Source organism: Thermosynechococcus sp. HY596 (assembly GCF_030518715.1).
Taxonomy (GTDB): Bacteria; Cyanobacteriota; Cyanobacteriia; order Thermosynechococcales; family Thermosynechococcaceae; genus Thermosynechococcus.
In genome coordinates, this window is record NZ_CP130346.1 from 1,214,967 (window position 1) to 1,240,344 (window position 25,378).

A 25,378-nucleotide genomic window follows, 5' to 3' on the forward strand; every position below is an offset into this window, starting at 1 on the left:
GCCTAGACCGCTGTGGTAAATGAACCGTGGAGACCATAGGGAATGTGGTGTTTCAAGCGCAATCGTGCCACTGGCCCGGCGCTAATGGCTGCCGCATCAAAGATGAGTAACTGCGATTTGTGGCAACTGGCATCATACACCACCTGCAAGAGCCAGCCATCCTCTTCCCCTTGGGCACCCTGCCAGAGAAAGTCACCCTTTTGCAGACCCCGCGGGACAAAAATGGGTTCACTGGCAAAGCCACGCGGTGCCGCCGACCAAAATTGTTCCTCCCCCGTCTGGCGATCGCACCGCCACAGTGCCTGGAGAGGCGCATTGGTTTTCGGATCATGCCCTGCCGCCAAATACGTGTAGCGATAGGGTTGCCCCACCTTGGCCGGATGCACTACGGGAAATTCACAGGGGCGATCGCTCACCACTTGCCAATCCACAGCCTTGGTTTTGGGGTTCAATTGAATCCGCCACAGCAGGCTTGAGGGCAGCGCTGCAAAATTCACCTCCCGAAAATCCATGCCCGGTTCGAGATTGGGAAAGTGGCTGTAGGCAATGGACTCCACATGAATTTCATCCCCAGCTTCGTAGGCATTGGCATGGTGAAAGACAAAACAGGCGGGCATCGTCAACATCTGGGGAGTCCCACCCCGACGAGGCAGCAGCCAAACCCGTGTCGGTTCCTGCGCATTGAATTGAATGCACTGGGCAGCGCCCCGCAGTCCCAGCAGATAGGGCAGTGGATTTAACTGCACTGGATTTTGAAAGACAATGGCGTAGTTGGGGGTCAGGGCAAAGTCATGGATAAAGGCAAAGCCCGGAATTTCAAAGACAGGTTGGGAGACACATTGACCACTGGCATCAAACTCATAGAGGGTAATACGAGTCCGCAGGCCGGGCTTGACACCAAAATTCACGAGCCGCTGCGTCTGAGGATCAAAGCGGGGATGCGCTGCAAAGGCATCCCTCTCCTTGAGGAGACCCCCTAGGTTGTCGAGGCCAATGGTTTCTAGGGTCACAGGGTCAAGGCAGTAGGGCAGACCGGCTTCCCAGAGCGCCAGTAATTTGCCCCCCCAATAGATCACATGGGTATTGGCAATGTTTTTGACCCGAATATCGAGGAAATTGGCCAGCCAGCCCCCCGGTTTTTGGGTGCCAAAGACACCGCGATAGAGAAGGCGATTGGCCTTTTCCTCCTCTAAGAACCCAGCGGTACGCACGTAGCGATTGCGAAAATGCACCCGTCCCTTCTCAAAGCGAAAAGCACAGATCATGCCGTCGCCATCAAAGGGATGGGCTAAGGGCACTCCCCCGCGCTCCAACCGTCCAGGGCCATTGCGGTAGAGCGTTCCCACCAAATCCGTGGGCACCGTACCTTCGACATCCTCAATCCAATAGTCATATTCTTGGGTGAGAGATTCGGTCCCCCCCCGCCAATCCGCCATCGTGTAGGGGCGATCTAAAACTCCAGTCATGGGACACTTGGCTCCAACTCAACAGTGACAGAGGATTGAGAGGCGGGCGCCGGCACCTGCTGCGGCAACCAGTTCAACAGGGGTAGGGGCAATAGCGTACTCAGGTTGGTAATGAGCACCAGCAACCAGAGGCGATCGAAGTTATGCTCGGTAATCCCCAGCCAGTGGGTCAGCAGTGCCCCCAACTCATGGGAGACCAGATTGGCAAGGTTGCTAATGGACATCAGCAGCGCAAAGAGGGTGGCCTCAATCCCCGGCGGACACAGCCGTGCCGCCAACACGAGTACCGGCATAAAGGCAATCTGCCCCATAACTGCCAAAATGAGGCTATCCCCCAAGCTAAACCACTGGTCACTAATGCCCCATTGGCGATTGAGGTGGGTGACCAAAATCAAGCTAGAGAGTCCCAAAAGGGCTGAGAGAATCGTGCTCCAGAAAAAAATGGTACGAATGGGCAGCGTTTTCAAGTAGCGCTGGAAAATCCACACCCCCAAGAGGGAGGCGATGCTAGTGACAAGGCGCACCCGTCCCAAAAACTCCGCCTCAAAGCCCAATTCATTCGTTGTGAAGAAAAAGAAGGCTGATTCCGAGCCGGGGGTGGCTTGCCAGAGGAAGAGAAACGCCACCGGCAACCAAATCCGTTTTTGCATCATGGCTTGGCGCACACGGTTGATGTGCTCCCAAGTCTGACGCAGTTGAGGCCGAGCCGTAACCCGTGCTTCGGCGATCGCCCACGCAACCCCCGACATCAAGAGCGGAAACGCCGCTGTAATTTGAAACACTGTACGCGGACTAAACCACTGCAACAGTTGGCCACTAAAGTAAGCGGTGAGGATACCCCCCACGGCAGTCGCTGCCCAGCTTAGGGATTGCAGCGTTCCCATTTCAGTCGCCGATTCTTGGCGTGCCCGTTCAACCACCAGTGAATCGACAATCACATCACTGAGGGCGATGGCGATCGAGGTTGCGAGAATCGCTGCCGTTGCCTGCCAAGGGGTAGCCACCCACGTCCCCAAGCTCAACCACGCCCCACAGCCCAGCAAGCCCGACAGGACAAGATAGGAACGGCGACGAAATCCCAAAAGCGGCACACTATCAGAAATGAGGCCAAATACCGGCTTAATGACCCAAGGCAGCGCAGCCACACCCATCAATGCCGCCACTTCCGCCGGCGACAGACCCAACTCATCCTTAAAGAAAAAGCTAATGGCCAGCCGTGCTAAGCCCAACACCCCTTGGACAAAATACACCAGCAAAATGGCTAAGAGTTCGCCACTGGGTTCTTGCCCAAAAAGGAGCGTCTCCTTGAGCCACTGAAACCAGCGTTGAGGTTGCGAAGGTTGAACTAACATTACTAAATGTTAAGCAATAGCATTGCCTCCATCATATCCAGACACGCTGAAAATTGCTAACACGGGTACTCTTCACTGGCTCCTAGGCTAGCAGGAGACCCTAATTGGGGTTATTTGGCGATCTCCAGTTGATCGAGGCGCAGCCAAACTGTAGGGGTGGGCACTGGAAATTTAATCTGCGCATAGTCACCGCGAATCTCCACCACCTCGCCTCGTCCCTCAAAGAGATAGGGGGGATAGCGATGATCACTGGCCAAGGCCTCAACACTGTTGGCCAATTTTTCAGCAACGACCTTTACCAAATCTCCCTTTTTAATCGCCATAGGAAACCCTAACGCTGATCAGCCCACATTCTATCCCAAGGAGAATCGCCAAGGGCTTTAAGTCTGTTGATGAATCCAATTGCCAAACCTTAACCAAGGGGAAACGCCACCTCAGTCCTTCACTGCCATTCATCGGGCACTGCCAAAACAGTAGCCCCTAGAAAATGAGCAACAAAAAGAACAGGGGTCTGAACCAAGACGAAGTTCTTTGGCGATAGACTACGCTTAAGCGTCGCATTACGTGAGGGGAACCTTGCATGGACTGTATTCCAGTGATTCTATCGGGGGGAGCCGGAAGTCGCCTTTGGCCATTATCGCGCCAAGCCCATCCCAAGCAGTTTATGCGCTTAACTGCCGAAGGGCAGAGTCTGCTACAACAAACGTGGCAACGCTTGCAGGGTTTACCCCAAGTGCAACCGCCAGTGGTGGTGGCCAATGACGCCCATCGCTTCCTTGTAGCGGAACAATTTCAAGAGCTAGGGGTGACACCAACGCGGATTTTGCTCGAACCCTTGGGGCGCAATACGGCTCCTGCGATTACCCTTGCTGCGCTCTACGTCACAGAAGTCCTCGCCACCGATGCCATTCTTTTGGTGCTACCAGCGGATCATTTAATTCAGGATGTTGCCGCCTTTCAGCAGGGGCTACAACGGGCACTTGCACCCGCCACCAAGGACTGGTTGGTAACGTTTGGCATTACGCCCACCTCTCCCCATACAGGCTACGGCTACATTCGGCGGGGGGAAGCTCTCAGTGAGGCCCACACCTATCGGGTGGCAGAGTTTGTCGAAAAACCCGATTTGGCAACGGCAGAGGCTTATCTAGCGGATGGCCATTACCTTTGGAATAGCGGTATGTTTCTCTTCCGCGCCCAGAGCTTCTTAGCAGAATTGGCACAGCAGCAGCCAGACATTTTGCACCATTGCCGTTTGGCACTGCGGGAGGGACAGGAGGATTTGGACTTTATCCGCTTGGCCACAGCACCCTTGAGTCAGTGTCCCAGTTTATCGGTGGACTATGGGGTGATGGAAAAGACGCAAAAAGCAGCGGTAGTGCCCCTAGAGTGTGGCTGGAGTGATGTGGGGTCTTGGTCAAGTCTCTGGGAGGTGACACCCAAGGATGAATTTGGCAACAGTTGCCGTGGCGATGTTCTCACCTATGGCAGCAAAGATTGCTTTGTCCATAGTCAAAACCGCTTGGTTGCCCTACTGGGGGTGGAAAACCTCATTGTTGTAGAAACCGCTGATGCTGTTCTCATTGCCCATCAGGAGGCGGCACAGCAGGTGAAACAAGTGGTGGAGCAACTGCAAGCCCAAAAGCGCAGTGAGGCTTACAATCATCGCGTAGTCTATCGCCCTTGGGGACATTACGATTCCATTGACACGGGTCATCGCTTTCAAGTGAAGCGGATTACGGTCAAGCCGGGGGCGAGTCTTTCGCTGCAACAGCACCATCACCGCGCAGAACATTGGATTGTTGTCAGTGGTACAGCGGAAGTTACCTGCAATGGCAAAACGTTTCTGCTGACGGAGAATGAGTCCACCTATATCCCTGTGGGCGCTGTGCACCGCTTGGCCAATCCGGGGAAAATTCCCCTTGAAATGATCGAGGTGCAGTCGGGAGCCTACCTTGGCGAAGATGATATTGTCCGCTTTGAGGATCGCTATGGTCGCGAGACAGGGCAATAACCGCTGGGCAAACCCTTAGACCGCCAGCCAAGCGATCGCCACCCCAAGGGCGGAACCAACGATGACTTGAATGGGGGTGTGCCCCAATAACTCCTTGAGGCGGGCTTCTGCCAATTCGTGCCCATCTTGGAAAAATTCATCGACAATTTGATTGAGAATGCGGGCTTGTTTACCGGCTGCTTGGCGTACCCCGGCCGCATCGTACATGACAATGCAGGCAAAGACAACGGCGATCGCAAACTCAATGCTATCCCAGCCCCGCTGCAGCCCTACCCCAGTCGCCAGAGCAGTAACTAGGGCGGAATGGGAACTGGGCATGCCCCCCGTTTCCACTAGAACGCGGAAATTGAGCTTGCGGTGTTTGGCAATGTCAATCAGTAACTTGAGCATTTGGGCGATCGCGCTGGCGGCGAAAGCGACCCAGAGGACATGGTTAGCCAGTAGCTCACGAAGACCGTCCATCATGGTTACGGACAAGGACAAACTCTGCGCCCATCCTAACCCACTTCGGGATCGTTAATGACTGCGACTGGTAATGTAGTCGGCGATCGCCTGCAAAGGAACGGCGGCTGCCCCATACACAGCCAACTCTGCCTTCGCCTCTGCCACCAAGCGTTCAGCCTCTTGGCGAGATTTTTCCAGACCCCACAGGCGCGGGTACGTCATTTTTTGGGCGGCCACATCTTTACCAACGGTTTTACCGAGGACATCGCGGGTCGAAGTAATATCCAAAATGTCATCCACAATCTGGAACGCCAAGCCAATATTTGCCGCATAGCGCGACAGGCGAGCCACATCAGATTCATTCGCCCCCGTCAGTAATGCCCCAGAAACCACAGAGGCCTCCAGTAATGCCCCCGTTTTGTGGGAGTGGATAAAGTGCAGCGTTTCTAGACCAATGTTCGGCTGCCCTTCACACTCCAAGTCCACCACTTGACCGCCCACCAATCCCGTTGCTGCCACCGCATGCCCCAACCGCGCCACAATTTTCAGCAGATATTCTGCGGGCACGTTTTTCGTTTGTTCCACCACATATTCAAAGGCATAGGCCAGTAAGCCATCCCCCGCCAGAATGGCAATATCTTCGCCATAGACTTTGTGATTTGTAGGCTTGCCACGACGGTAGTCATCATTGTCCATAGCCGGCAGATCATCGTGGATCAGCGACATCGTGTGGATCATCTCTAGGGCACAGGCGGTGGGCATGGCCATTTCCACGGTACCCCCCATCAGTTCACAGGTGGCCAAGCAAAGAATCGGGCGCAGCCGTTTGCCCCCTGCCATCAGTGAATAGCGCATCGCATCGTAAATTTTCTCTGGGTAGGCAACGGGGATCGAGGCTTCGAGGGCCGCTTCCACAAGGGCTTGGCGTTCTTTGAGGTAGGCCTTGAGATCAAATGTGCCGGCGGGATGGACTTGGGGGGGATCAGCGGAAATCATGAACAACTCCTCAGCGTGCGGGCGGCATAGAGGTCAACGAGAGCAGGGGCTTGTGCCAGTTGTGACGGCGACAATAGCTCCATACAGTATTGTGCAACAACATGGCAACGGTCATCGGACCGACGCCCCCCGGAACAGGGGTAATATAACTGGCCACAGCACAGGCAGCCTCATAGTCCACATCGCCCCAGAGACTCGATTTACCGTCGGGGCGTTGAATGCGATTAATCCCGACATCAATGACCACTGCCCCCGGCCGAATCATGTCGGCAGTAATCCGCCGCGGCTGTCCCATTGCTGTGACTAAAATCTCAGCACTACGGGTGACACTGGCAAGATCACGGGTGCGCGAGTGGGCGATCGTCACCGTTGCATTGGCAGTGAGTAACATCAAGGCCAAGGGCTTGCCGACCAAAATACTGCGACCCACGACCACTGCCGAGCGACCTGCAACATCAATGCCATAGGCGGCCAAAAGCTGCATCACTCCAGCAGGCGTACAACTGCGCAGTCCCGGTTCATCGCGCACGAGCCGACCGAGATTTTCGGGATGCAGGCCATCCACATCTTTATCCGGATGAATCGCGTATAGCAGGGGACGGGGATCAAGGTGGGGCGGTAGGGGCAATTGCAGCAGAATGCCATCCACCCATTCGTCCTGATTTAGCTCAGTAATTCTGGCCAATAAATCCGCTTCTGTAATGGTGGCCGGTAAATGGGCACCAAAGGATTGAATCCCGACGCGGCCACAGGCTTGTTCTTTGGCACGGACATACACGGCACTGGCGGGATCATCGCCAACCCGCAACACCGCCAAGCCGGGCGATCGCCCCCACTGGGCTTGAAACGTCCGCACATGATCAGCCAACTGGCGTTCAATGGACTGGGCTAAGGATTTGCCATCAAGGCAGGCAGCGGAGTTTGCAACCAAAGGACACCTTAAAATTGATCAATCACAAAAGTCTAGGGTTGAGTTGCCGAATGCGTTTCCATCGGTTGGCAACAACATCGAACTAGTTTACCTCAAACAGGGAGCACCAAGGCTAGCATTGATCAAGTTCTCTCTGCTAGGCCACCGCAGATAGGGAATTACGCCAGAAGAGTTAACAAATTGTGCCAAAGGCTTAAGAATCGCTAGGGGCGATCGCCCGAAGGGGAGGTTCGCTCCACTTGAATTTTGGCAATGGCAGGGGTGGTACACAGGTAGGTCAGCACATCCTCCGCACTCATCAGGCGCTTAAGCACCACTTGGCCAATGGTTGAGGCAGGGTCAGGATGGCTGGGCTTCACTTCTACCATGAGAACCATCTCCTCCACTTGGTACAGCCAAAGCTTTTCCTCCCCCTCTAGGATGTAGAGGCAGGTACGGGTGATCACGGGCGATCGCCGCCACGCTTGCTCATTCCAGAGGCCTTGGGGTTCCCACACGCGGCCAATCTGCCACCCCTCAGTGAGGAAAAAGTATTTCATGCCACAGGCGGCGATTCATTCCCTTGGGCACTGGCGGTCTCCTCAGGTTCCATAGAATTAAAACAAGCTGCCGCTATCAGCAAAAAAGGCGTTCCTGGCACTAGGGGTAAAATGAAGCCGACAACCCCAATAATCCCAAAAATTACACCAAGAACCATACGTGCTGTATTACGGATGCTTTTAGTCACAGGCATTCCTTTCGAGTTGCAATAGGCGAGGATGATTCACCTCTAACGTAGCCTGAACCTTGCCTTTTCACAAGTTGCTGGTGCTAAGCTTTATCGAGAATCGCATCCCGCAGATCCATGCCGTCCATTTCTGCTTTGTAGAGGTTTGCCCCCTTAAAGTTAGCACGGCGGGCATTGGCCTTCGACATCTTGGCCGCAATGAGAACCGCATATTCAAAGTTGGCCTCAATGAGACTGGCACTTTCGAGAATCGCTTCTTGCAAAATTGCGCTCTTGAGATCGGCCAAGTGCAGGTTGGCTTGAAAGAGATTGGCACGGGTGAGGTTGGCATAGGCAAGGGTCGCTTCCACTAGGCTCACTCGCCGCAGTAGCGTGCCCACCAAGTTGGCTTGGCGCAGATCGGCCATGGCAATATTTGACTTGTAGAGATCAGCACCCGCTAAGGTAGCCCGCTGTAAACAGGCCCCCTGCAAATCCGCCTCAATCAGGTCACTCATGTAGAGGTTTGCTCCAGCCATGTAGGCATCCTTGAGCAAAGCGTTGCGCAGATCAGCCCCCGCTAAATTTGCCTGATCGAGATTGGCATTGGTGAGGTTGTACAGCTCCAAATTGGCGCCAGTGAGATCGGCTTGTCCCAGATCAGGGCGAATATCACTGTTTTGCTCCCGCCATTGATTCCAAGCGGTAACCCCCTGCTTGAGAAGCTGAAGATGTTGGGGATTGGCCACGATAGTTATCCTTGGGTGCTCGCCTCAGCGTTTTGATAACCATAAAAGTCAATGCGATAGTCAACGATTTTCACGCCAGTTTTTGCTTCAATCTCAGCAATGAGAGAGGGGGGTAGCTCAACGTGAACGTCAATAATTTTCTGGCTATCGAGACAATTGACATGGCTGTGGCTATCACTGATATTGCCGTAAAGGCGCCCATCGGCACGCTCAACGCACTCAATAATGCCATGCTCGGAAAGGGCTTCGAGATTCTGATATACAGAGGTATGGCCGATGTCTTTGCCGGCTTGATTCAGGCGATCGTAGATCTGCCGCGCTGAGAGGTGATCCTTGGCATCCCAGAGCAGTTCAAGAATGGCACGCCGCTGCCGACTCAGCCGCAATCCAAGCCGCTGACAGCGATCGATCGCATCCTCAAGGGAACGAATGGGGGGTAGGGGACTGGGAGCAGGAGACGTGAACACGGCGCTATCCTAAAAAATAAAATTCAAACAGCAGATTTTGCTTAGCTAAGTAGCCTATCGCAGTTAAATCGCAGTTTTAGGGTTATCCATTTGCTAACCTGTAGTCACTATGATAATCAATCCTTTGGTTATAATCAAATTCGCTCCTTGTCAAGGCTGTCAGCCGCTGTTTGAGACAGCAAATAAAACCCCAGAAAGGCAAACATCATGGCAGCGATCGCCTTGACCACCTTCACGGGGATCAATGTGGCAATCCCACTGCCCAAAAGCACACCGAAAAACGTTGTACACACCAAGCCAGAGGCCACGCCTAGAAAGACAGCGGTAGCGGAGCGGGCATTACTCCCTAAAGTAATCGCCACCAGTTGACTCTTGTCCCCCAGTTCTGACAAGAAAACAATCGCAAAACTCACGGCAAAGGATTGCCAGTCCATCCAATTTCTCCAAAGATGTTGCTGCTATAGGGCAGATTAACGGTATGAGCAGTTGCGGTCAACGATCGCTAGTGGCGCAGGGTGGCAGGATCAGCTTAAAACAAGTTACAATTCTTAACATCAATTCTGCTTATAGCCCTGTTCTAAATGGCGGAGGTGCTCATGTTGAATACCACTACTGACGGATCGAGCGCGATCGCACCGGACACCACCTCCTTGAGCAGTCTGGCACAGGCTTGGGCAAAGCGCTATATTACCAACCTCAACACCACCGCCCTTGCGGAGGATGATCCAGCGGTGGTTGCCCCTCGGCTCTTGGCCGAATTGCGGAATGCCAGTGTCAAGGCTTGGCAGCGCACCGAAGGCTTCTTGGCCGCAGAGATGATTCGCCATGGCATCCCAGCGGAACTGGTGGATCCTTGGAGCATCTCCAAAGACATCCATGACATTTATCAGCGCACCCTCAAACTCTACGAAGCCGGCAAGGGCACCCAGCAAATGACCGCCAAGCTGGCTAGTGCCATCAGTGAGATTCGCCGCCGCTATACTGCCGTCGATCCGCGGGTGATTGGCTTTGTCAGTATGCAGTTTCACCACACGGGGGTATTACTGCTAGAAGTGGCACCAACGAGCCAACGTCCGATCCTCAGTAGCTTCTTCAAAGTCATTGATGATCACCTCTACCTGCCCTTGCACCGTGCCTATAACGCAGCAGCCAACTACGACTACAATGATCCGGCCTTGGCTTTAGTGCGCCATCTGTTGCCCCAGAGCACGGCGATCGCCACCGCTATTTGTGATCGTGTTGCCGAACTCAACCCCCAGCACCGCTGTTTTAGTGGCCCTTTGACCCAAGCCAGTGTGCGTGTTTCCAGTATTCGCGATGTCGAGATGTTCCAAATCTACCTCTGGGTATGTCTTTTGGAGCAAAGCCTTGGGGCGCTGCAACGGGAACTCTTTCCCCTGTGTTTGATGCTTTATCCTTCGCTGAATGTGACATGGGAGCTAGTGTTTCAAATGGTGCACCTTTTGGGTAAGGAAATACAAACCCGTGCCGCTGGCTATGATACAAGTGTTTTTACCCCCTACTATCTATCTCTCCGAGAAATGTTTGATCCCAAGATTTTTCAAGGACTCCTATGATTCCCAATTTGCAGCAGGTTTCTCTCTCCCCCATTGCCATTGCGGGGTCTGGTCTGTGGGCGATCGCCCTGTACTGGGGCTTTTATCCCACGGGGCAAGCCTTAATACAGCGTTTAGTGACGTGGCTAGGGGGTGAAGCAAACCAAAGTGCCGAATTCTGGGCAGGGATGGTGGGGCTAGTTCCCTTTATTCTGGTGGGGACGGGTTGCTTTATCCTCTGTAGTTTGGGCTTGGGGCAAAGTTGGGCCTTGAGTTTAGGCCTGATGGCAACGATCGGTGGGGCAATCTACGAACTTGGCCGGCGGGATGGCCAGCAATCTTAAGTTGGGTTGCGAGGGAGAATCCGCTAACATTTAGTTAATCTTTTGATTGCTCTCTAGTGTTTCCTGTCCAGGAAGCGCCATTCATTGCCCTTGAGAATACTCACCGGTGATTCAATGAAAGCGTCTGCGGATGCCAGTTCTACCCAAGAAACGACACCGCCGCTCAGTTTGCTCCTGTTTGTTGCCAATCGTCCGGGCGATGAAGAGGAAACCGCTGCTATTCAAGCCCACATTCAGCAACTGCCCTCGAACTTTGGCTTTGAGTTAAAAGTGGTGCCCATAGGTGAGCAGCCCTATCTCCTAGAGGAGTACAAGCTGGTTGCCACGCCTGCCTTGATTAAAGTCCGCCCTGAACCGCGTCAAACCCTTGCTGGTCGCAAGCTACTGCAAAAGGTGGACTATTGGTGGCCGCGCTGGCAGCGGGAAGTGGCTCTTGGCCTACAGGCAGATATGCAAAAGTCGGCAGCGGAGCAGTCCGATTGCTCCATGGAACTCAGCCGCCTCAAGGATGAGCTGTTTCAACTGCGTCAAGAGCGCGATCGCCTTGCCGAACAACTGCAATTCAAAGATCGGATTATTGGCTTGCTGGCCCATGAGTTGCGTAACCCCCTCACTGCTGTTGGCATTGCCCTTGAAACCCTCGAAGCCAACCTTCAGGAAGAGAGCACTCAGCAACTCCATATTGAGGACATCCAACGCCTGTTTCACCATGCCCGCAGTCAAACCCAGATGATGGGACAACTGATTACGGATTTACTCTTAGCGGCGCGCGGGCCCCAAGACAAACTGCAAATTATGGCACGGCAACTGGATCTGCGACAACTGTGCCAAGAAACGGTTGAGGATGTGCGCCTCAATTTTGAACGTAAAAAGCAGCACTTTACCACCGACATTCCCTTGGATTTACCCTTGGTCTATGGCGATGGCGATCGCATTCGTCAGGTCCTTGTCAACCTGCTGGACAATGCCTGTAAATACACTCCTGCAGGGGGCAAAATTCACCTCAGTGCCTTTCACCGCATGACTCAAAAAGTACAAGTTACCGTCTGTGACACTGGCCCCGGTATTCCCATTGAGCAGCAGGAAAAAATTTTTGGCGAGACGGTTCGCCTCGATCGCGATCGCACCATTGAAGGCTATGGCATTGGCCTTGCCCTTTGCCGCCAAATTATTCGTATGCACTACGGCCAGATTTGGGTGGACTCCCAACCGGGAAAAGGCAGTTGCTTTCACTTCACACTGCCCGTTTATAGCTAGCGCTGCCCTTCCTTGACCATGCGGGCGATCGTTTCAGCACGCAGATAGGGATCAGGCCCGAAGGGCAAAATTTCGTAGAACTCGTTATCTGGCAAGCGCATCAGTTGTAGGGATTCCTGCTCGCGATAGATCACATAGACTCCCGGTGGCCATGTTTTGGCACTGCGCACTGGCACAGGAATGTCACGGCGCTCTTCGCCAACGCAGGCAAGGCGTACCACCTGTGTATTGGGACGATAGACCACCTTATCTTCACGGGTGCGCCGAAATAAAAAGCGATCCAAAACCTTGGGTAGAATCTCTGTTTCTGTGCCCCCCAATTGCAAATTCAAATCCAGTAATTTGTCTTCAAGGGTGAGTTCAATGATGTGGGGTTCAGGGACGAGGGGTTGGGAGTGAATCTCAGTGGTCTCTTGGGGTGGTTCGGCGGTAGGTTTCACCTTCTGGACAATTTGGCTGATGTATTCCAGATCCACTGTCGTGATTTTCTTAAAGGTGACAAACCAAGAGAGCAAACTAATGGCTATCCCCGGTTCCAATGTCGTAATCAAGGTTGCTAGATCCAAGTCATCAAGGCGAATGGCCTTAAGAGCAGCATCGGTTTGACCCAAGACAATGGCTTGATCCCCTGCACTTAAGTGCTTGAGACTGCCGTAGAGCAATCCCAAATCAATGGTTTCTTGACAGCCCTGGGTGGAAATGCGATAGGTGATGTCGTAGAGCCAATCCAGTGTCACCAAGTCATGGTTGAGCATCCAGAGGGCAAAGTTAAAGGCCGTTTGGGGAAAGGCAGCTTGGGCAATGCTTTTGACAATGACTTGGGCGCGATCGCGCTGGAGCAAGGTAAGTAAGGCTGCTTGCTTGTCTGCCTTGATTGTCAGTTCATGGTAGCCAAGGAGCGCTTGGAACAATTCCTGATCACTGGGCAGTAATCGAATGGCTGCTGGAGGAGTCATAAGCTTTAGTGTCGCAGATTCGTGTGACCCATTGCCCCTCACCCCATGATGAACGATCCAAAAGGCAACCCTAGCCCTTAATTCCACTATAGAGGGTGGTTAGAATATCTATGCTATCCCCTTACCTTTGCTTCCAATTGGCGCACTCGCTTGAGGAGATCCGGCAGTTGCTTCACTGCGGCTGAAACCTTGAGGTAGAGGGTTTGATCCATGGCTGGAATCCCCCCCATGCGGCTATCTGGGGGGACAGAGCTACTGATGCCGGATTTGGCGGAGACAATGGTGCGATCGCCAATGGTCAAATGACCCGCTGCCCCCACCTGCCCAGCAAGGACGACGTGATTACCAATGTGGGTCGACCCGGCCAAGCCCACTTGGGCACAGAGAATCGAATTTTCACCAATGGTGCAGTTGTGAGCCACCATTGTCAGGTTGTCAATTTTCGTGCCATCCGCCACGCTGGTTTCCCCTAAGGTGGCGCGATCAATCGTTGTGCCGGCACCGATTTCCACATCATTGCCAATGACCACGGTGCCCACTTGGGGAATTTTATAGTGGCGACCATCGGGCAGAGGCACATAGCCAAAACCATCACTACCCAGAACGACACTGTTTTGCAGAATGACGCGATCGCCCAATTGCACCCGCTCCCGCAAGGCACAGTGGCTATAGATACGGCAATCGGCGCCAACCACCACATCATCGTAGAGCGTGCAATGACTATCAATTATCGTGCGATCGCCAATGCGCACGCGATCGCCAATCACGGTATAGGCACCAATGGTCACCTCAGCTCCCAAGACGACATTGGCTCCCAGAATTGCCGTCGGGTGAATTTTGGCGGAGGGTTTGGGTTGCGGATAAAACCATTCAATACATTTGGCAAAGGCAAGGTAGGGATGGGGCACCCGCAGCAGGGGACAGGCTGCTTCCCCTTGAAAATCGGGACGGACAAACACAGCAGCCGCTGCCGTGGTCTGCAATAGAGCGGTGTACTTCGGATTGGCTAGAAAGGAGATGTCTGTTGCTGTTGCTGTTTCGAGGGGGGCTACCCCCAAAACGGGGCGATCGCCCTGCTCTGGACAGTCGAGGGTTGCCCCAAACCGTTCAGCCACCTCTGCCAACCGCATCTTGCCGTCCTCATCATCGAACTTAAGTTTTAGCTCAGTCTATCAGGTCTCGTTTGTGAAACCAATCAAGAATTTAGTGAAATCGTTCATGCTGAACATTTTATCCTTTGCACGGGTGATATTCATTGAGTGGCAACTTTGTCAATGTGTTTGTTATATTTTTTAACACGTATGCCCGATAACATGGAGTAAGGAGTACATTCTATGGAGCAACGCTTCCCCGAACTGAATGTTGACCTCAGCTTTGAACAGGAGTTTCAAATGCGGGTGATGGAGGAGCAAGTGAGTGCCATGAGCCTTCAGGAAGCTCGTGAGCTACTGTTGCAAGCCTCTCGCCTATTGATGATGAAAGACAACGTCATTCGCTCCTTGGTCAAACGCGCTGCCTAGGTCACACATGTGTGGGACGGACCTCTTTCTCCACCTTGCTTCCTCCGTCGAATCAAGTAGGGGATAGTGGCCTACCACGCACGGGGCTGAAACTGCGGGTCGTTGAGAATCGTCACCCCATCCCCCGACTGCGCCAACACAAACAAACCTTGCCGATAAGCGTAGCGAGCCACCTCGGGCGGCACAATCATCCCTGCCACGGCACCCAAGAGTTTCGTGCCACGATACTGGTGAGCTAGACGGCGAAATTTCGCAATCCGCTCTAAATGCTCATCAACATCCCCTTGGCTAAGTTTTGTTTTCACTTCGACGAGAACGGCTTCATCGGTGTTAACGACCAACAGATCAATTTCTAAACTCTCGTTGCCGTCTTGAAGAATCACATCACTGTAGAGTTGAGAAACAGCAATTCCCCGACTCTGAAATAAGCGCAACACGGCTGGGCGGACTTGCCACTCCACAAACTCCCCAAGGCGATTGCCCAGTTTGCCAATTTGTTGGTTGAGCTGCCGTGCTTCTTCTCGGAGCAACCGTTCCGTTTCTTGAAAACGCCGGTCAGTCTCTTGGAACCGCCGATCTGTTTCTTGAAATTGCCGTTCAGTCTGCTGAAAAAGCCGGTCTGTTTCTTGAAAACGTTGAGCCGTTTCCTGAAATCGCTGTTCAAGATCCTGAAAACGCCGGTCAGTCTCTTGAAATCGCCGATCTGTTTCTTGAAATTGTCGCTCGGTTTCCTGAAATCGGCGTTCTGTTTCCTTTTGAGCCTCCAGTAGCTCTGCCAATAATCGCCAAACATCTTCAGGGGTGTATGCCTGTGTCATTCTGGATTGATAATTGCCAACAAACTGGTGCGTACACCTTACCATCATAACTTAGGAAACAATACAGAAGCTTGGTAGCCTCAACGCTTCAGTACGAGGGAAAAAACCCAAAAAGGACTTTAGTTCCAGAGGATATAATAAGAATAAGAATGAGGGCTGACCTTGGTGAAAAAAATAAGCGGTTAGAAGAAGCCTACTGTAAAAATTATTTGCGATCGCTCCCAAGAGGTATTGACTTATGACTTGTCCACTGCTGCTGAGCGTGGTGTTGCTGGGGATATGTTATCCCTTGGCCACGTTGGCGACTCCCCTGCCCCCGATCTTTAATCCCATTTCCCCGACCACTGGCTTTGAATCCTCGGAAATGAACCGCCTTTGGCAAAATCAGTGGCGTTCTAAAGACCGCCGTGAGGCCAGTACGACGCTGCAACCATCCGCTGACAAGGTGCTGCAAATTGAAGTGGATGGCCAACTCCTGACACCCAGCCAAGCTCAACAACTCCTACTGCGCCAAGAATAATCCTGCGGAACTTAAAGACTTAAACTATTAGCGGGAACATTTCACGTACTCGCTATGCCCCTAACCCGTCGTCAAACCCTTGGCCTTCTCGTCGGCAGTGCCGCTACACTCTGGTTGCGATCGCGCCCAGCCGTGGCTGAAGGTGAGCCGTCAGAAATTTATACGCTGCCGCCTTTGCCCTACGGCTACGATGCCCTAGAGCCAGTGATTGATGCGCAGACGATGCAGCTACACCACGACAAACACCATGCGGCCTATGTGAAGACGCTGAACAAGGCACTAACACCCTACCGTCAATGGCACGGCCTAGCCATCGAAGACCTCCTGCGTCACATTGGCCAACTACCCACCGCCATCCAACAAACCGTGCGCAACCACGGCGGCGGCCATGCCAACCATTCCCTCTTTTGGCAAAGTATGGCACCGAATGGGGGCGGTGAACCCACGGGGGAGTTGGCCACAGCAATTGCAGCCACCTTTGGCTCGTTCTCAGCGTTTCAAACCCAGTTTCAGCAGGCAGGTCTAAAGCACTTTGGCAGTGGCTGGGTCTGGCTTGTGCTGACGCCCCAAGGAAATCTGGCCATTACCACCACACTGAACCAAGATTCGCCGCTGATGCAAGGGCAAGTGCCGATCTTGGGCAATGATTTGTGGGAGCATGCCTACTACCTGACCTATCGCAACCGTCGCGATCAGTACCTAGAGGCTTGGTGGCAGGTGGTTAATTGGCCTTGGCTGAGCGATCGCTACGCCCAGATGCGCGCTCTTTTGACTTAGTAAGCAAGGCCTGCTCATGGCGATCGTAGGCATCAATAATTCGCTCGACAAGGGGATGGCGAATCACATCCCCCTTGGTTAGATAACAAAACGCGATCCCTTCGACATCTTTGAGAATTTTCGTGGCCACACTGAGGCCGGAGGTTTGATGTTCTGGTAGATCGGTTTGTGTCAAGTCCCCCGTTACCACCAAGCAGGAGTTAAAACCAATGCGGGTCAAGACCATTTTCATCTGGGCAGGGGTGGTGTTCTGGGCCTCATCGAGGATGACAAAGGCATTATTGAGGGTACGCCCTCGCATATAGGCCAAGGGAGCCACTTCAATCACCCCCCGCTCCATCAGGTTACTAATTTTCTCTGGCTCCACTAGTTCGTAGAGAGCATCGTAGAGGGGACGCAAATAGGGATCAATTTTTTGCTGTAAATCTCCCGGCAAAAAGCCGAGCCGCTCCCCTGCTTCCACCGCAGGCCGTGTCAAAATCAACCGCTCATAAGTACCCGACAGTAGCGCTTGGACGGCTAGAACGGTGGCCAAGAAGGTTTTGCCGGTGCCCGCTGGCCCAATGCCAAAGGTGAGTGTGTGGCTGCGAATGGCTTGAATGTACTGGCGCTGGCGAAAGGTTTTGGCACGAATAATGTCGCCGCGACGGGTGCGAGCCAGAATATCCTGTTGCAGCTCTTGGAGGGCTTCCCGCTGCTGGGTGTCGTAGGCATGGCGGACGGTGAGAATATCTACCCCAGACACAGGACGCCCCTCGCGCCAGAGGGTACCGAGGTCTTGAATCAGTTGTTGGCAGAGTTGGATTTGAGCAGGGGTACCAGTGATGTAGAGATCCCGCCCCCTTAAAACAAGGGTCGCCCCTGTTTGGGCGGCAAAGATGCGCAGGTTGGCTTCTTGCTCACCGACAAGGGCGATCGCACTCTCAGTGCTGTGGAGATCAATCGTGAGGCTTTCCCTCGTGGTCATACCCAAGGCTTAGCGATTGCGCTTGCGGGCGGCCTCCTGTTTGCGTTTGCGGCGCAGGCTGGGTTTCTCGTAACGTTCACGCCGTTTGACTTCCGAAAGAATGCCCGCTTTTTGGATTTTTTTCTTGAATCGCCGTAGAGCGGACTCAATGGATTCGTTTTCACCTAAACGCACTTCAGACACGCGCTAACTTTGCCTCCTTGATGATGGATAAGAACGACGGAATCGCCGGGGGCGATCGCTCCCTTGATGATCTATTTTAGGCGTACTTTTGGCATCGTCATAGACATCTAAGTAAACCTGCTGACCGGCGGCTTGGGCAGCAGCCTGTAGAACTGCTCGAATGGCATGGAGATTACGACCGCCACGGCCATAGACCCGTCCCTTATCCTCGCCAGCAAAGGCAAGGCGTACCCAGATGCGAGAATTGGCAGGGGAAAATTCCGCATGCAGCCGTAGCGTTTCCGGTGCTTCCATAAAGGGTTCCAGCAGGAAGCGAATCAAGGCAGCGTAGTTGGGGGCAGCCGACTCAGTCATTGCCTATTTTTTGGCAGTTTCGGGGAGAAGATTTGCTTTGACAAACAGCCGCCGCACGGTATCTGTGGGTTGTGCGCCCTGCGCCAAACGCCGCTTGATAGCCTCTTCCTTGAGGCGCACTTCATCACGGATCGGATCATAGAAGCCCAATTCTTCGAGGGCACGCCCATCGCGGCGATCGGTATTGTTCATCGCCACAATCCGATAGGTGGCGTTCCGTTTTTTGCCGTAGCGTTTGAGACGCAGTTTAATCATGTCAGCCTATGGAGATAAAAGGGGCAGATTTTTATCGACAATTTTCTAGTATAACGGACATCCCAAATCGGGTAAAGTAGATTGCGGTTCGAGTTGAGCACTGCCGATGACAAAGACAGCATGGTTATTTCCCGGCCAAGGGTCGCAACATCCAGAAATGATGGCGGATTTGCTGACGGCCTATCCCCCAGCCGAGGAGCGGTGCGCACAGGCAGCGGCGATTTTGGGGTGGTCGGTCATTGAGTGCTGTGCAGGTCGTATCGGTAACTTAGATCAAACCCTCTATACCCAGCCGAGTTTGTTTCTGGTGGAGAGCTTGCTTGTGGATGCCCTCAAGGAACAGGGGGCAAAAGCGGACTTTGTTGCGGGGCATAGTCTCGGCGAATATGTTGCCCTCTATGCGGCGGAGGTTTTTGACTTTACAACAGGACTGAAGTTAGTGCAGCGGCGAGCCGAACTGATGAATGCCGCTGGGGGGGGCAAGATGGTGGCCTTGATTGGCTTTGACCGCGAGCAGTTGCAAGAGGCGATCGCCAGCACAGCCAATGTGGTTCTGGCCAATGATAACCATCCGGGGCAGGTGGTGATTTCGGGGCTGCCGGCAGCGGTGGACGCGGTGCTAGGCAAAATTAAGGTGAAGCGAGCGGTTCCCTTGAATGTGAGTGGGGCTTTTCATTCCCCGTTTATGGCGGAGGCGGCAGCCACGTTTGCTACGCTGCTGGAGGAGTGCACCTTCCACGAGGCGATCTTTCCCGTTTTGAATAATGTCGAACCTGAACCGACAACGGATGCAGCGGTGATCAAGGCACGCTTGCGATCGCAGATGACCGGCTCTGTGCGGTGGGTGGACACCTGTCATGCCCTTGCGGCAGCGGGGGTGACCCAAGCCTTTGAAATTGGTCCCGGCAACGTATTGGCAGGCTTGGTTAAACGCACGACCCCAGAGATCACCGTTACCAGCATTGCCACGATCGCTAGTTTGGAGAGCCTTGGGTGAGTCGCGATCGCGAGCCGCTGATCAGCCTGCTCCTCTACCATCTTTTCAAATGGTCAGTGGTGAGTCCACTCCTGCACACCTACTTTCGCGGGCGCATCTATGGTGCCCATCAGGTACCGCTGCGAGGGCCACTGGTGGTGGTAGCCAATCATGCCAGCTACTTTGATCCACCCCTGATTTCTAACTGTGTGCGCCGACCGGTGGCTTGGATGGCCAAGGAGGAATTATTCCAGATTCCCATTTTTCGGACATTGATTCGGTGGTATGGTGCCTATCCTGTGAAGCGGGGAGCCGGCGATCGCCGCGCATTGCAGGCCGCCCTCAAAGCTCTAGAACAGGGTTGGGCAGTGGGGGTCTTTTTGGAGGGCACGCGCACGAAAGATGGGCGCATCTATGATCCGAAATTGGGGGCAGCACTCATTGCCGCCAAAGCTCAGGCGCCTTTATTGCCCGTATGCCTTTGGGGAACCCAAGAGATTCTCAAAAAAGGTGGATTTCCCCGACCCGTTCCCATTACAGTGCGCATTGGTGCTCCCATTCCGCCCCCAGCTTCGGGCGATCGCCCTGCCCTAGAAGCAGTCACACAGCACTGCTGCGAAGTGATCCACCGTCTCCATGACTTGGGTCGCTAGAGCAGACCATCCTTAGCGGCCATCAATTTGAGGAGATCTACCACACGGCAGGAATAGCCCCACTCATTGTCGTACCAAGCCACCACCTTAAAGAAATTGGCATTGAGTTGGATCCCCGCTGTGGCATCAAAGATACTGGAGCGGCCATCACCGATAAAATCACTGGAGACAACCGCCTCTTCGGTATAGCCGAGAATCCCCTTGAGATCCCCCTCAGCCGCTGCCTTCATTGCCGCACAAATCTCGTCATAGCTCGTGGCCTTCTCAGTTTTGAAGGTTAAATCCACCACCGACACATCGGGTGTGGGTACGCGAAAGGCCATCCCCGTCAACTTGCCCTTGAGTTCGGGCAACACCAGTGTCACCGCTTTAGCAGCGCCGGTAGACGCCGGAATAATATTTTGGCCAGCCCCGCGGCCGCCGCGCCAATCCTTCTTACTAGGACCATCCACCGTCGGTTGGGTTGCGGTGACAGAGTGCACCGTGGTCATCAAGCCCTCAGCTAGCCCAAAGGTTTGATGTAGGACCTTGGCCACCGGTGCCAAGCAATTTGTGGTGCAACTGGCATTGGAGACAATCACATCCACCGCTGGATCAAAGGCCGCATCATTAACACCGACGACAATTGTTTTCACCTTATCGGCATCCTTGGTGGGGGCTGAAATCACCACCCGCTTGGCACCCGCTTGTAAATGCTGAGCCGCCCCCTCATAGCCAGTAAATAGGCCAGTGGATTCAACAATGTAGTCGGCGCCAACCGATCCCCAAGGCAGTTCTGCGGGATTGCGAATGGCCGTACAGGGAATGAACTTACCATCAATTTCGATGCCCTCTGCCGTGGCCTTGACGGTTCCCGGATAGATGCCGTGGGTGGAATCGTACTTAAAGAGGTAGGCAAGGTTATCCGCAGGCACGAGATCGTTAATGCCGACAAACTGAATATTGTCGTAGGCGAGACCCGCCCGTAGCACCAAGCGGCCAATGCGGCCAAAGCCATTAATACCGACTTTCAAGGTCATGAAAACTCTCCCAAGGCAATCAACTAATAACGGGGTAGGGTTGGATCCACTGCCGCAGCATAGGCATCAATACCACCGACAATGTTTTTCACATTACGGAATCCCTGCTGAATCAACCAGTGACCCATTTGCGCTGATCGCACACCGTGGTGGCAGAGTACCAAGGTTTCCCGATCTGGATCAAAGAGCTGGCAAATTTGGGGCGACCATTGGGGAAACGCACTCAAGGGCAAAGGCGTAAAGTGAGGAAGATGGGCGATCGCCCACTCCTCTGGTTCCCGCACATCAATGAGTTGCAAGGTATCCGCCTCTGTGGCTAGGCGTTGCGCTAATTCCACCACTGTGATTTGTCCTAGCATGGCTTCCCCTTGATTCTAGGGGGATAGATCGGGAATCGTACTAAAGTCATCCTTAAGATTTACCTGCCGGCGGTAGGTTTTGGTAGGCCACCTCGATCGCCGTCGGTTGATGAGCCACTTGGGGCACATCTAGTACTGCCGTATTCACCAAGTTAAAGAGGGGATTGGCCAAGATACCCGCCAAGGAGGTGGCAATCACCGTCATCACTAGACCCACCTGCAAAGGACGCATGCCAAAGGTTGACCAAGAAATCTCGGGATAATTTTGCACAGCTAGGGACATTTCTTGGGGTTCCTTGACCACCATCATCTTGACAACACGAATGTAGTAGTAAATCGAGATCACACTCGTTAATAGACCCAGCAGCACCAGACCATAGGCACCGGCTTGCCAACCCGCCCAGAAGAGGTAAATTTTGCCAAAAAAGCCGGCCAAGGGAGGAATCCCCCCCAGAGAAAGCAGACAGAGGCTCAGGCCGAGGGTGAGCAGGGGGTCTTTTTGATAGAGGCCGGCATACTCACTAATTTGATCGGTACCCGTGCGCAGGGAGAAGAGAATCACACAGGTAAAGGCGCCAAGGTTCATGAAGAGGTACACCAGCAGGTAAAAGAGCATACTGGCATAACCTGCCTCAGTGCCAACGACAAAACCAATCATCACAAACCCCGCCTGCCCAATGGAGGAGTAGGCGAGCATCCGCTTCATGCTGGTTTGGGCAAGGGCAACCACATTGCCGAGAATCATGCTGAGGATCGCCAGCACCGTAAAGATGAGTTGCCACTGATCGGTGACACTGGGGAAGGCCAAGGTCAAAAAGCGAATGGCAAGGGCAAACCCAGCCGCTTTGGAGCCAACGGAGAGAAAGGCAACCACAGGCGTAGGGGCACCCTCATAAACATCGGGCGTCCATTGGTGAAAGGGCACTGCTGAAATTTTGAAACTAATGCCAGCAATAACAAACACTAAGGCCACCACCAGACCCAAGGATTCCCCAGAGAGAGCTTGGGCAATTTCTGGTAATTGGGTGTACCCACCGGAGAGGCCATACAACAGTGACGATCCATAGAGGAAAATGGCAGAACTGGCCGCACCAATCAGGAGATATTTCAAGGCGGCTTCGTTGGAGCGGCTATCGCGCTTGGTGTAGCCGGTGAGCAGATAGGAGGCAATACTCAGGGTCTCTAGCGCCACAAAGATAAACACCAGTTCTTGGGCACCGGCAATGAACATGCCACCCACCGTGGCGGTCAAGAGGATGGTCATAAATTCGCCGAGGGAACTGCCGGTTTGCTCAACATAGCGAATGGACATGAGAATCGTGCCCAAGGCTGAAAGGGCAATCAGTCCCCGGAAGAAGAGGCTGAGGTGATCAGAAATAAAGCTGCCAAAGAAACTGACGGTGTCGGGCTGAGTCCACAGGGGAATCATCGTGGCGATCGCTCCCCCTAAACCGACAATGGCAAAGTAGGGGGTCCAGCGATCGGCTTGGCGTCCCTGAATCAAATCTGCTAGGAGGACAACAAGCAGCGTCACAATCACGATGGTTTCCGGCAAAATGGTGCCTGCATTCAGCTGTCCGGCCAGTGTCACCAAATCCATAACTCTTTACGCGCCTTGATGGAATCCCCCATATCTTATCACTCGAATTTTCATTTCATTGTTTGCCAGCGATCGCCTTCTGCTTATGAGTGGGATTAGTTTTTACCAATCTCGGCACTGGCAGAGGTGGTATTTTGATTTTGGGTCAGAGTAATAGCCGCAAAGAGCCGCGATCGCCATCCAACTCTGCTGCGACTCCCACAGGTAAGGCAGCGTTCACTCCCTCATGACCAAAGGGCAAGTCACTGACAATGGGAAGCCCCAAATCCCCTAAGCGATCCTGCAACACCTCAATCAGCCGAAAATTGGGTTGGGTGGTCGGATCCTCACAGCGACTAAAACGACCGAGGACAATCCCCTGAATCTGATGCAACACACCACTGCAGCGCCACTGCGTCAGCATGCGGTCAATGCGATAGGGGGCTTCACCCACATCCTCTAGAGCCAAGATCACATTCTCAAAAGAAGGACAATCAGGCGTCCCCAGTAAATGAGTCGCGACTGTTAAATTCCCCACCAAAAGACGACCCTGCACCACACCGCCCCCCCAACCCGTTCCCAAGAGCGGCTCTAGGGGTTTGCCCCGCACCAGATCAAAAAGCCGCTGCTGACTCCAAAGGGGTTCTGCCGCCAGCGTGGTGAGTACTGGGCCATGGACACCGGCCACCCCTTGGTTAGCATAGCTCCACAGCAAAGCCGTAATATCCGAAAAACCAATCAGCCATTTCGGCGATACCGCTGGCCACTGCCACTGCTCCAACAGACGAGTCGCTCCAAATCCACCCCGCCCGCAGAGAATACCCTTAATAGAATTATCTTGCAATAAGTGCCGCAGGCGATCGCGCCGCTGTTGATCGGCACCCGCAAGGTAGCCCCAGCCGGCAAAGGCCGCCTCATCGACAATCACCTCATAGCCCTGAGCTTGCCAACAGGCCACTCCCTGCCAAAAAGGTTCCCTTTGGCGGAGGACACCACTGGGAAAGGCGACGGCAAGGCGATCGCCCGGCTGAAGCGGCGGCGGTAATGTTGCAAAGACGGTCACGTTAGAAAAAATTAGAGTTGCGGTAAAACTGCAAGCGACCCGTGCCGATATTTTGACCCATGGCGCGATCGCCCCCCCGAGGAAAGGCTGTCACAGCAAAAAGATACGTCCCATCCCATTGGGGATTGCGCACAGGAGCAACCTCAACCCGCAGGTACGACCCCGGTGGCACAGGGGGATCAAAGGTCACTCTAAGCAGCGCTGAATGGCCATCAAAGGTCACCTCGGCCAAGGGAATCGGCTGGTGGGAGCGATCGCCGATAAAAGCACGGGTACGTTGGGGCAAAAAGTAAATTGTCTCAATGCCGGGCAGTTGTTGAATGTCAAGCCGGGCAAGGGGTTCGCCTGCGGTGGTCGGTATCTGCACAATGAAGTTGTAGGTGGTATTCGTTAGCCACACTTGAGGATAGCGGGTATTGGCTTCAACAAAAATGGGTGGCTGATCAAAGGCCACCCGACCATCGGGAAACTCAACCCCTAGGCTCTGAGGGGTCAAAGCAGCTATGCCAACAAGGGCGATCGCTAAGGGTCGTCGCATCCCTTATTTACCCCGCGAGGGGGGTTCTGTGCCGTGGGCAATCGCGCTACTACAGACCCAGTTTTCCGGCAGTCCGGGGTAACCGCGCCGCAACGCCTCTGGGCAAATGGTGTAAATCGTCAGTTGGCAATCAATCAATTGCAGACCATACTTCTCCGTCTGCTTCAGAGCCTGCTTGAGAATCGTATCATTGTCGAACTCCATTGTGCGGTTGCATTGCACGCACACCATGTGGTGATGGTGGTGCGGGGACATGGTATTTAATTCATAGTGCTTGTGTCCCTCTGCCAGTTCCAACTCCCGCAGAATACCCATCCGCGACATCAGCTTTACGGTGCGGTAAACGGTGGATAAACTAATGGAGTGTCCCTGTTTGCGCAACTCATGGTGCAGGTCTTCAGCACTCAGGTGATTGCCCTTGGGCAGATTCTGGAAAATATTGAGAATGGTTTCTCGCTGTGGCGTCAACCGCCAGCCCTTCTCATTCAATTCTGCCTTTAAGGCTGCTGCTGTATAAAGTGGCATAGAAGATTCGCTTGATCTGCCGATATTGGTTTGCATG

32 protein-coding genes are annotated in these 25,378 nt (G+C 53.6%); 9 read left to right on the forward strand and 23 right to left on the reverse strand.

Annotated features, from left to right (window positions below):
- Nucleotides 1-2 precede the first annotated feature (2 nt).
- From QYC28_RS06160 to ndhO, 3 genes are all read right to left on the reverse strand, one after another.
- Nucleotides 3-1,466 carry a carotenoid oxygenase family protein gene (locus QYC28_RS06160; protein WP_286627070.1) on the reverse strand — a complete coding sequence of 488 codons (1,464 nt, stop codon included), beginning with the start codon at nucleotides 1,464-1,466 and terminating at the stop codon, nucleotides 3-5.
- Nucleotides 1,463-2,818, reverse strand: a complete 1,356-nt coding sequence (locus QYC28_RS06165) for a folate/biopterin family MFS transporter (protein ID WP_149819136.1) — start codon at nucleotides 2,816-2,818, stop codon at nucleotides 1,463-1,465. The genes QYC28_RS06160 and QYC28_RS06165 overlap by 4 nt, the downstream gene beginning before the upstream one ends.
- 110 nt (nucleotides 2,819-2,928) lie before the next feature.
- Nucleotides 2,929-3,141 carry a photosynthetic/respiratory NAD(P)H-quinone oxidoreductase subunit O gene (gene ndhO / locus QYC28_RS06170; protein WP_149819138.1) on the reverse strand — a complete coding sequence of 71 codons (213 nt, stop codon included), beginning with the start codon at nucleotides 3,139-3,141 and terminating at the stop codon, nucleotides 2,929-2,931.
- 257 nt (nucleotides 3,142-3,398) lie between these two features.
- Between ndhO and QYC28_RS06175 the strand changes: the two genes are divergently transcribed.
- The gene (locus QYC28_RS06175) at nucleotides 3,399-4,829 is read left to right on the forward strand and encodes a mannose-1-phosphate guanylyltransferase/mannose-6-phosphate isomerase (RefSeq protein WP_149819140.1); all 1,431 of its coding nucleotides are present in this window, start codon (nucleotides 3,399-3,401) and stop codon (nucleotides 4,827-4,829) included.
- Between the two features lie 15 nt (nucleotides 4,830-4,844).
- Here the strand turns inward: QYC28_RS06175 and QYC28_RS06180 are convergent, their stop codons facing one another.
- The 7 genes from QYC28_RS06180 to QYC28_RS06210 form a co-directional block, all read right to left on the reverse strand.
- Entirely contained in the window at nucleotides 4,845-5,294 is a 450-nt protein-coding gene (locus tag QYC28_RS06180) for a divergent PAP2 family protein (RefSeq protein WP_149819142.1), read from the reverse strand.
- A gap of 51 nt (nucleotides 5,295-5,345) precedes the next feature.
- Entirely contained in the window at nucleotides 5,346-6,269 is a 924-nt protein-coding gene (gene crtE, locus QYC28_RS06185) for a geranylgeranyl diphosphate synthase CrtE (RefSeq protein ID WP_149819144.1), read from the reverse strand.
- Nucleotides 6,270-6,279: 10 nt separating this feature from the next.
- A complete protein-coding gene (gene folD, locus QYC28_RS06190) occupies nucleotides 6,280-7,200 on the reverse strand; it encodes a bifunctional methylenetetrahydrofolate dehydrogenase/methenyltetrahydrofolate cyclohydrolase FolD (protein ID WP_149819146.1) in 921 nt (306 codons plus the stop codon).
- Between the two features lie 203 nt (nucleotides 7,201-7,403).
- Nucleotides 7,404-7,739 carry a hypothetical protein gene (locus QYC28_RS06195; RefSeq protein ID WP_149819148.1) on the reverse strand — a complete coding sequence of 112 codons (336 nt, stop codon included), beginning with the start codon at nucleotides 7,737-7,739 and terminating at the stop codon, nucleotides 7,404-7,406.
- Nucleotides 7,740-8,010: 271 nt separating this feature from the next.
- On the reverse strand, nucleotides 8,011-8,655 hold the full coding sequence (locus QYC28_RS06200) for a pentapeptide repeat-containing protein (RefSeq protein ID WP_149819152.1): 645 nt from the start codon (nucleotides 8,653-8,655) through the stop codon (nucleotides 8,011-8,013).
- Nucleotides 8,656-8,660: 5 nt separating this feature from the next.
- Nucleotides 8,661-9,122: a Fur family transcriptional regulator gene (locus tag QYC28_RS06205; protein ID WP_149819154.1), complete on the reverse strand. Its 462-nt coding sequence runs from the start codon at nucleotides 9,120-9,122 to the stop codon at nucleotides 8,661-8,663.
- 134 nt (nucleotides 9,123-9,256) lie between these two features.
- Nucleotides 9,257-9,556 (reverse strand): TMEM165/GDT1 family protein, encoded by a 300-nt coding sequence (locus QYC28_RS06210; protein WP_286627074.1) that lies wholly within the window; start codon nucleotides 9,554-9,556, stop codon nucleotides 9,257-9,259.
- A gap of 162 nt (nucleotides 9,557-9,718) precedes the next feature.
- Here QYC28_RS06210 and QYC28_RS06215 point away from each other — a divergent pair, with 162 nt between their 5' ends.
- The 3 genes from QYC28_RS06215 to QYC28_RS06225 all read left to right on the forward strand — a co-directional run bounded on the left by QYC28_RS06215 (nucleotide 9,719) and on the right by QYC28_RS06225 (nucleotide 12,279).
- Entirely contained in the window at nucleotides 9,719-10,699 is a 981-nt protein-coding gene (locus tag QYC28_RS06215; protein ID WP_190278267.1) for a hypothetical protein, read from the forward strand.
- The gene (locus QYC28_RS06220; RefSeq protein ID WP_149819160.1) at nucleotides 10,696-11,022 is read left to right on the forward strand and encodes a hypothetical protein; all 327 of its coding nucleotides are present in this window, start codon (nucleotides 10,696-10,698) and stop codon (nucleotides 11,020-11,022) included. Before QYC28_RS06215 ends, QYC28_RS06220 begins: the two co-directional genes overlap by 4 nt.
- Nucleotides 11,023-11,136: 114 nt before the next feature.
- The gene (locus QYC28_RS06225; protein WP_149819162.1) at nucleotides 11,137-12,279 is read left to right on the forward strand and encodes a histidine kinase; all 1,143 of its coding nucleotides are present in this window, start codon (nucleotides 11,137-11,139) and stop codon (nucleotides 12,277-12,279) included.
- Here the strand turns inward: QYC28_RS06225 and QYC28_RS06230 are convergent.
- Entirely contained in the window at nucleotides 12,276-13,235 is a 960-nt protein-coding gene (locus tag QYC28_RS06230) for a hypothetical protein (RefSeq protein ID WP_149819164.1), read from the reverse strand. The two genes, QYC28_RS06225 and QYC28_RS06230, sit on opposite strands and share 4 nt — an antisense overlap.
- Nucleotides 13,236-13,348: 113 nt before the next feature.
- Entirely contained in the window at nucleotides 13,349-14,365 is a 1,017-nt protein-coding gene (gene lpxD, locus QYC28_RS06235) for a UDP-3-O-(3-hydroxymyristoyl)glucosamine N-acyltransferase (protein ID WP_149819166.1), read from the reverse strand.
- Nucleotides 14,366-14,569: 204 nt separating this feature from the next.
- Here lpxD and QYC28_RS06240 point away from each other — a divergent pair, with 204 nt between their 5' ends.
- Nucleotides 14,570-14,755 (forward strand): NblA/ycf18 family protein, encoded by a 186-nt coding sequence (locus tag QYC28_RS06240; RefSeq protein ID WP_024125509.1) that lies wholly within the window; start codon nucleotides 14,570-14,572, stop codon nucleotides 14,753-14,755.
- Nucleotides 14,756-14,826: 71 nt separating this feature from the next.
- On the opposite strand, the gene QYC28_RS06245 is transcribed toward QYC28_RS06240, so the two are convergent.
- On the reverse strand, nucleotides 14,827-15,573 hold the full coding sequence (locus QYC28_RS06245) for a hypothetical protein (RefSeq protein ID WP_286627078.1): 747 nt from the start codon (nucleotides 15,571-15,573) through the stop codon (nucleotides 14,827-14,829).
- Between the two features lie 238 nt (nucleotides 15,574-15,811).
- On the opposite strand from QYC28_RS06245, the gene QYC28_RS06250 reads away from it, so the two are divergent.
- Together QYC28_RS06250 and QYC28_RS06255 are read left to right on the forward strand one after the other, a co-directional pair.
- Complete coding sequence (locus QYC28_RS06250; protein WP_149819170.1) at nucleotides 15,812-16,093, forward strand: hypothetical protein; 282 nt, start codon at nucleotides 15,812-15,814, stop codon at nucleotides 16,091-16,093.
- A gap of 54 nt (nucleotides 16,094-16,147) precedes the next feature.
- Entirely contained in the window at nucleotides 16,148-16,870 is a 723-nt protein-coding gene (locus QYC28_RS06255) for a superoxide dismutase (protein ID WP_149819172.1), read from the forward strand.
- Here the strand turns inward: QYC28_RS06255 and QYC28_RS06260 are convergent.
- Genes QYC28_RS06260 through rpsP form a run of 4 tightly spaced genes read right to left on the reverse strand, consistent with a single transcriptional unit; the run spans nucleotide 16,815 to nucleotide 18,629 of the window.
- Entirely contained in the window at nucleotides 16,815-17,837 is a 1,023-nt protein-coding gene (locus tag QYC28_RS06260) for a PhoH family protein (protein WP_149819174.1), read from the reverse strand. The two genes, QYC28_RS06255 and QYC28_RS06260, sit on opposite strands and share 56 nt — an antisense overlap.
- A 9-nt stretch (nucleotides 17,838-17,846) precedes the next feature.
- Nucleotides 17,847-18,020 (reverse strand): 30S ribosomal protein S21, encoded by a 174-nt coding sequence (rpsU, locus tag QYC28_RS06265; RefSeq protein ID WP_015126245.1) that lies wholly within the window; start codon nucleotides 18,018-18,020, stop codon nucleotides 17,847-17,849.
- A 3-nt stretch (nucleotides 18,021-18,023) separates the two neighbouring features.
- Nucleotides 18,024-18,374, reverse strand: coding sequence for a KH domain-containing protein (locus QYC28_RS06270; protein WP_149819176.1), 351 nt, complete (start codon nucleotides 18,372-18,374; stop codon nucleotides 18,024-18,026).
- Between the two features lie 3 nt (nucleotides 18,375-18,377).
- Entirely contained in the window at nucleotides 18,378-18,629 is a 252-nt protein-coding gene (rpsP, locus tag QYC28_RS06275) for a 30S ribosomal protein S16 (RefSeq protein ID WP_149819178.1), read from the reverse strand.
- A gap of 106 nt (nucleotides 18,630-18,735) precedes the next feature.
- On the opposite strand from rpsP, the gene fabD reads away from it, so the two are divergent.
- Nucleotides 18,736-19,626 carry an ACP S-malonyltransferase gene (gene fabD, locus QYC28_RS06280; protein WP_190278269.1) on the forward strand — a complete coding sequence of 297 codons (891 nt, stop codon included), beginning with the start codon at nucleotides 18,736-18,738 and terminating at the stop codon, nucleotides 19,624-19,626.
- The gene (locus QYC28_RS06285; RefSeq protein ID WP_149819182.1) at nucleotides 19,623-20,258 is read left to right on the forward strand and encodes a 1-acyl-sn-glycerol-3-phosphate acyltransferase; all 636 of its coding nucleotides are present in this window, start codon (nucleotides 19,623-19,625) and stop codon (nucleotides 20,256-20,258) included. The genes fabD and QYC28_RS06285 overlap by 4 nt, the downstream gene beginning before the upstream one ends.
- Here QYC28_RS06285 and gap read toward each other — a convergent pair.
- The 6 genes from gap to QYC28_RS06315 all read right to left on the reverse strand — a co-directional run bounded on the left by gap (nucleotide 20,255) and on the right by QYC28_RS06315 (nucleotide 25,341).
- On the reverse strand, nucleotides 20,255-21,277 hold the full coding sequence (gene gap, locus QYC28_RS06290) for a type I glyceraldehyde-3-phosphate dehydrogenase (protein WP_302680019.1): 1,023 nt from the start codon (nucleotides 21,275-21,277) through the stop codon (nucleotides 20,255-20,257). The genes QYC28_RS06285 and gap overlap by 4 nt on opposite strands.
- Nucleotides 21,278-21,300: 23 nt before the next feature.
- Nucleotides 21,301-21,636, reverse strand: coding sequence for a rhodanese-like domain-containing protein (locus tag QYC28_RS06295; protein ID WP_149819186.1), 336 nt, complete (start codon nucleotides 21,634-21,636; stop codon nucleotides 21,301-21,303).
- Nucleotides 21,637-21,688: 52 nt separating this feature from the next.
- On the reverse strand, nucleotides 21,689-23,236 hold the full coding sequence (locus tag QYC28_RS06300) for an NAD(P)H-quinone oxidoreductase subunit N (RefSeq protein WP_302680021.1): 1,548 nt from the start codon (nucleotides 23,234-23,236) through the stop codon (nucleotides 21,689-21,691).
- Between the two features lie 145 nt (nucleotides 23,237-23,381).
- Nucleotides 23,382-24,278 (reverse strand): LD-carboxypeptidase, encoded by an 897-nt coding sequence (locus QYC28_RS06305; RefSeq protein ID WP_149819190.1) that lies wholly within the window; start codon nucleotides 24,276-24,278, stop codon nucleotides 23,382-23,384.
- 1 nt (nucleotide 24,279) lies between these two features.
- A complete protein-coding gene (locus QYC28_RS06310; protein WP_302680022.1) occupies nucleotides 24,280-24,816 on the reverse strand; it encodes a DUF2808 domain-containing protein in 537 nt (178 codons plus the stop codon).
- 3 nt (nucleotides 24,817-24,819) lie between these two features.
- A complete protein-coding gene (locus tag QYC28_RS06315) occupies nucleotides 24,820-25,341 on the reverse strand; it encodes a transcriptional repressor (protein WP_190278270.1) in 522 nt (173 codons plus the stop codon).
- Nucleotides 25,342-25,378 lie beyond the last annotated feature (37 nt).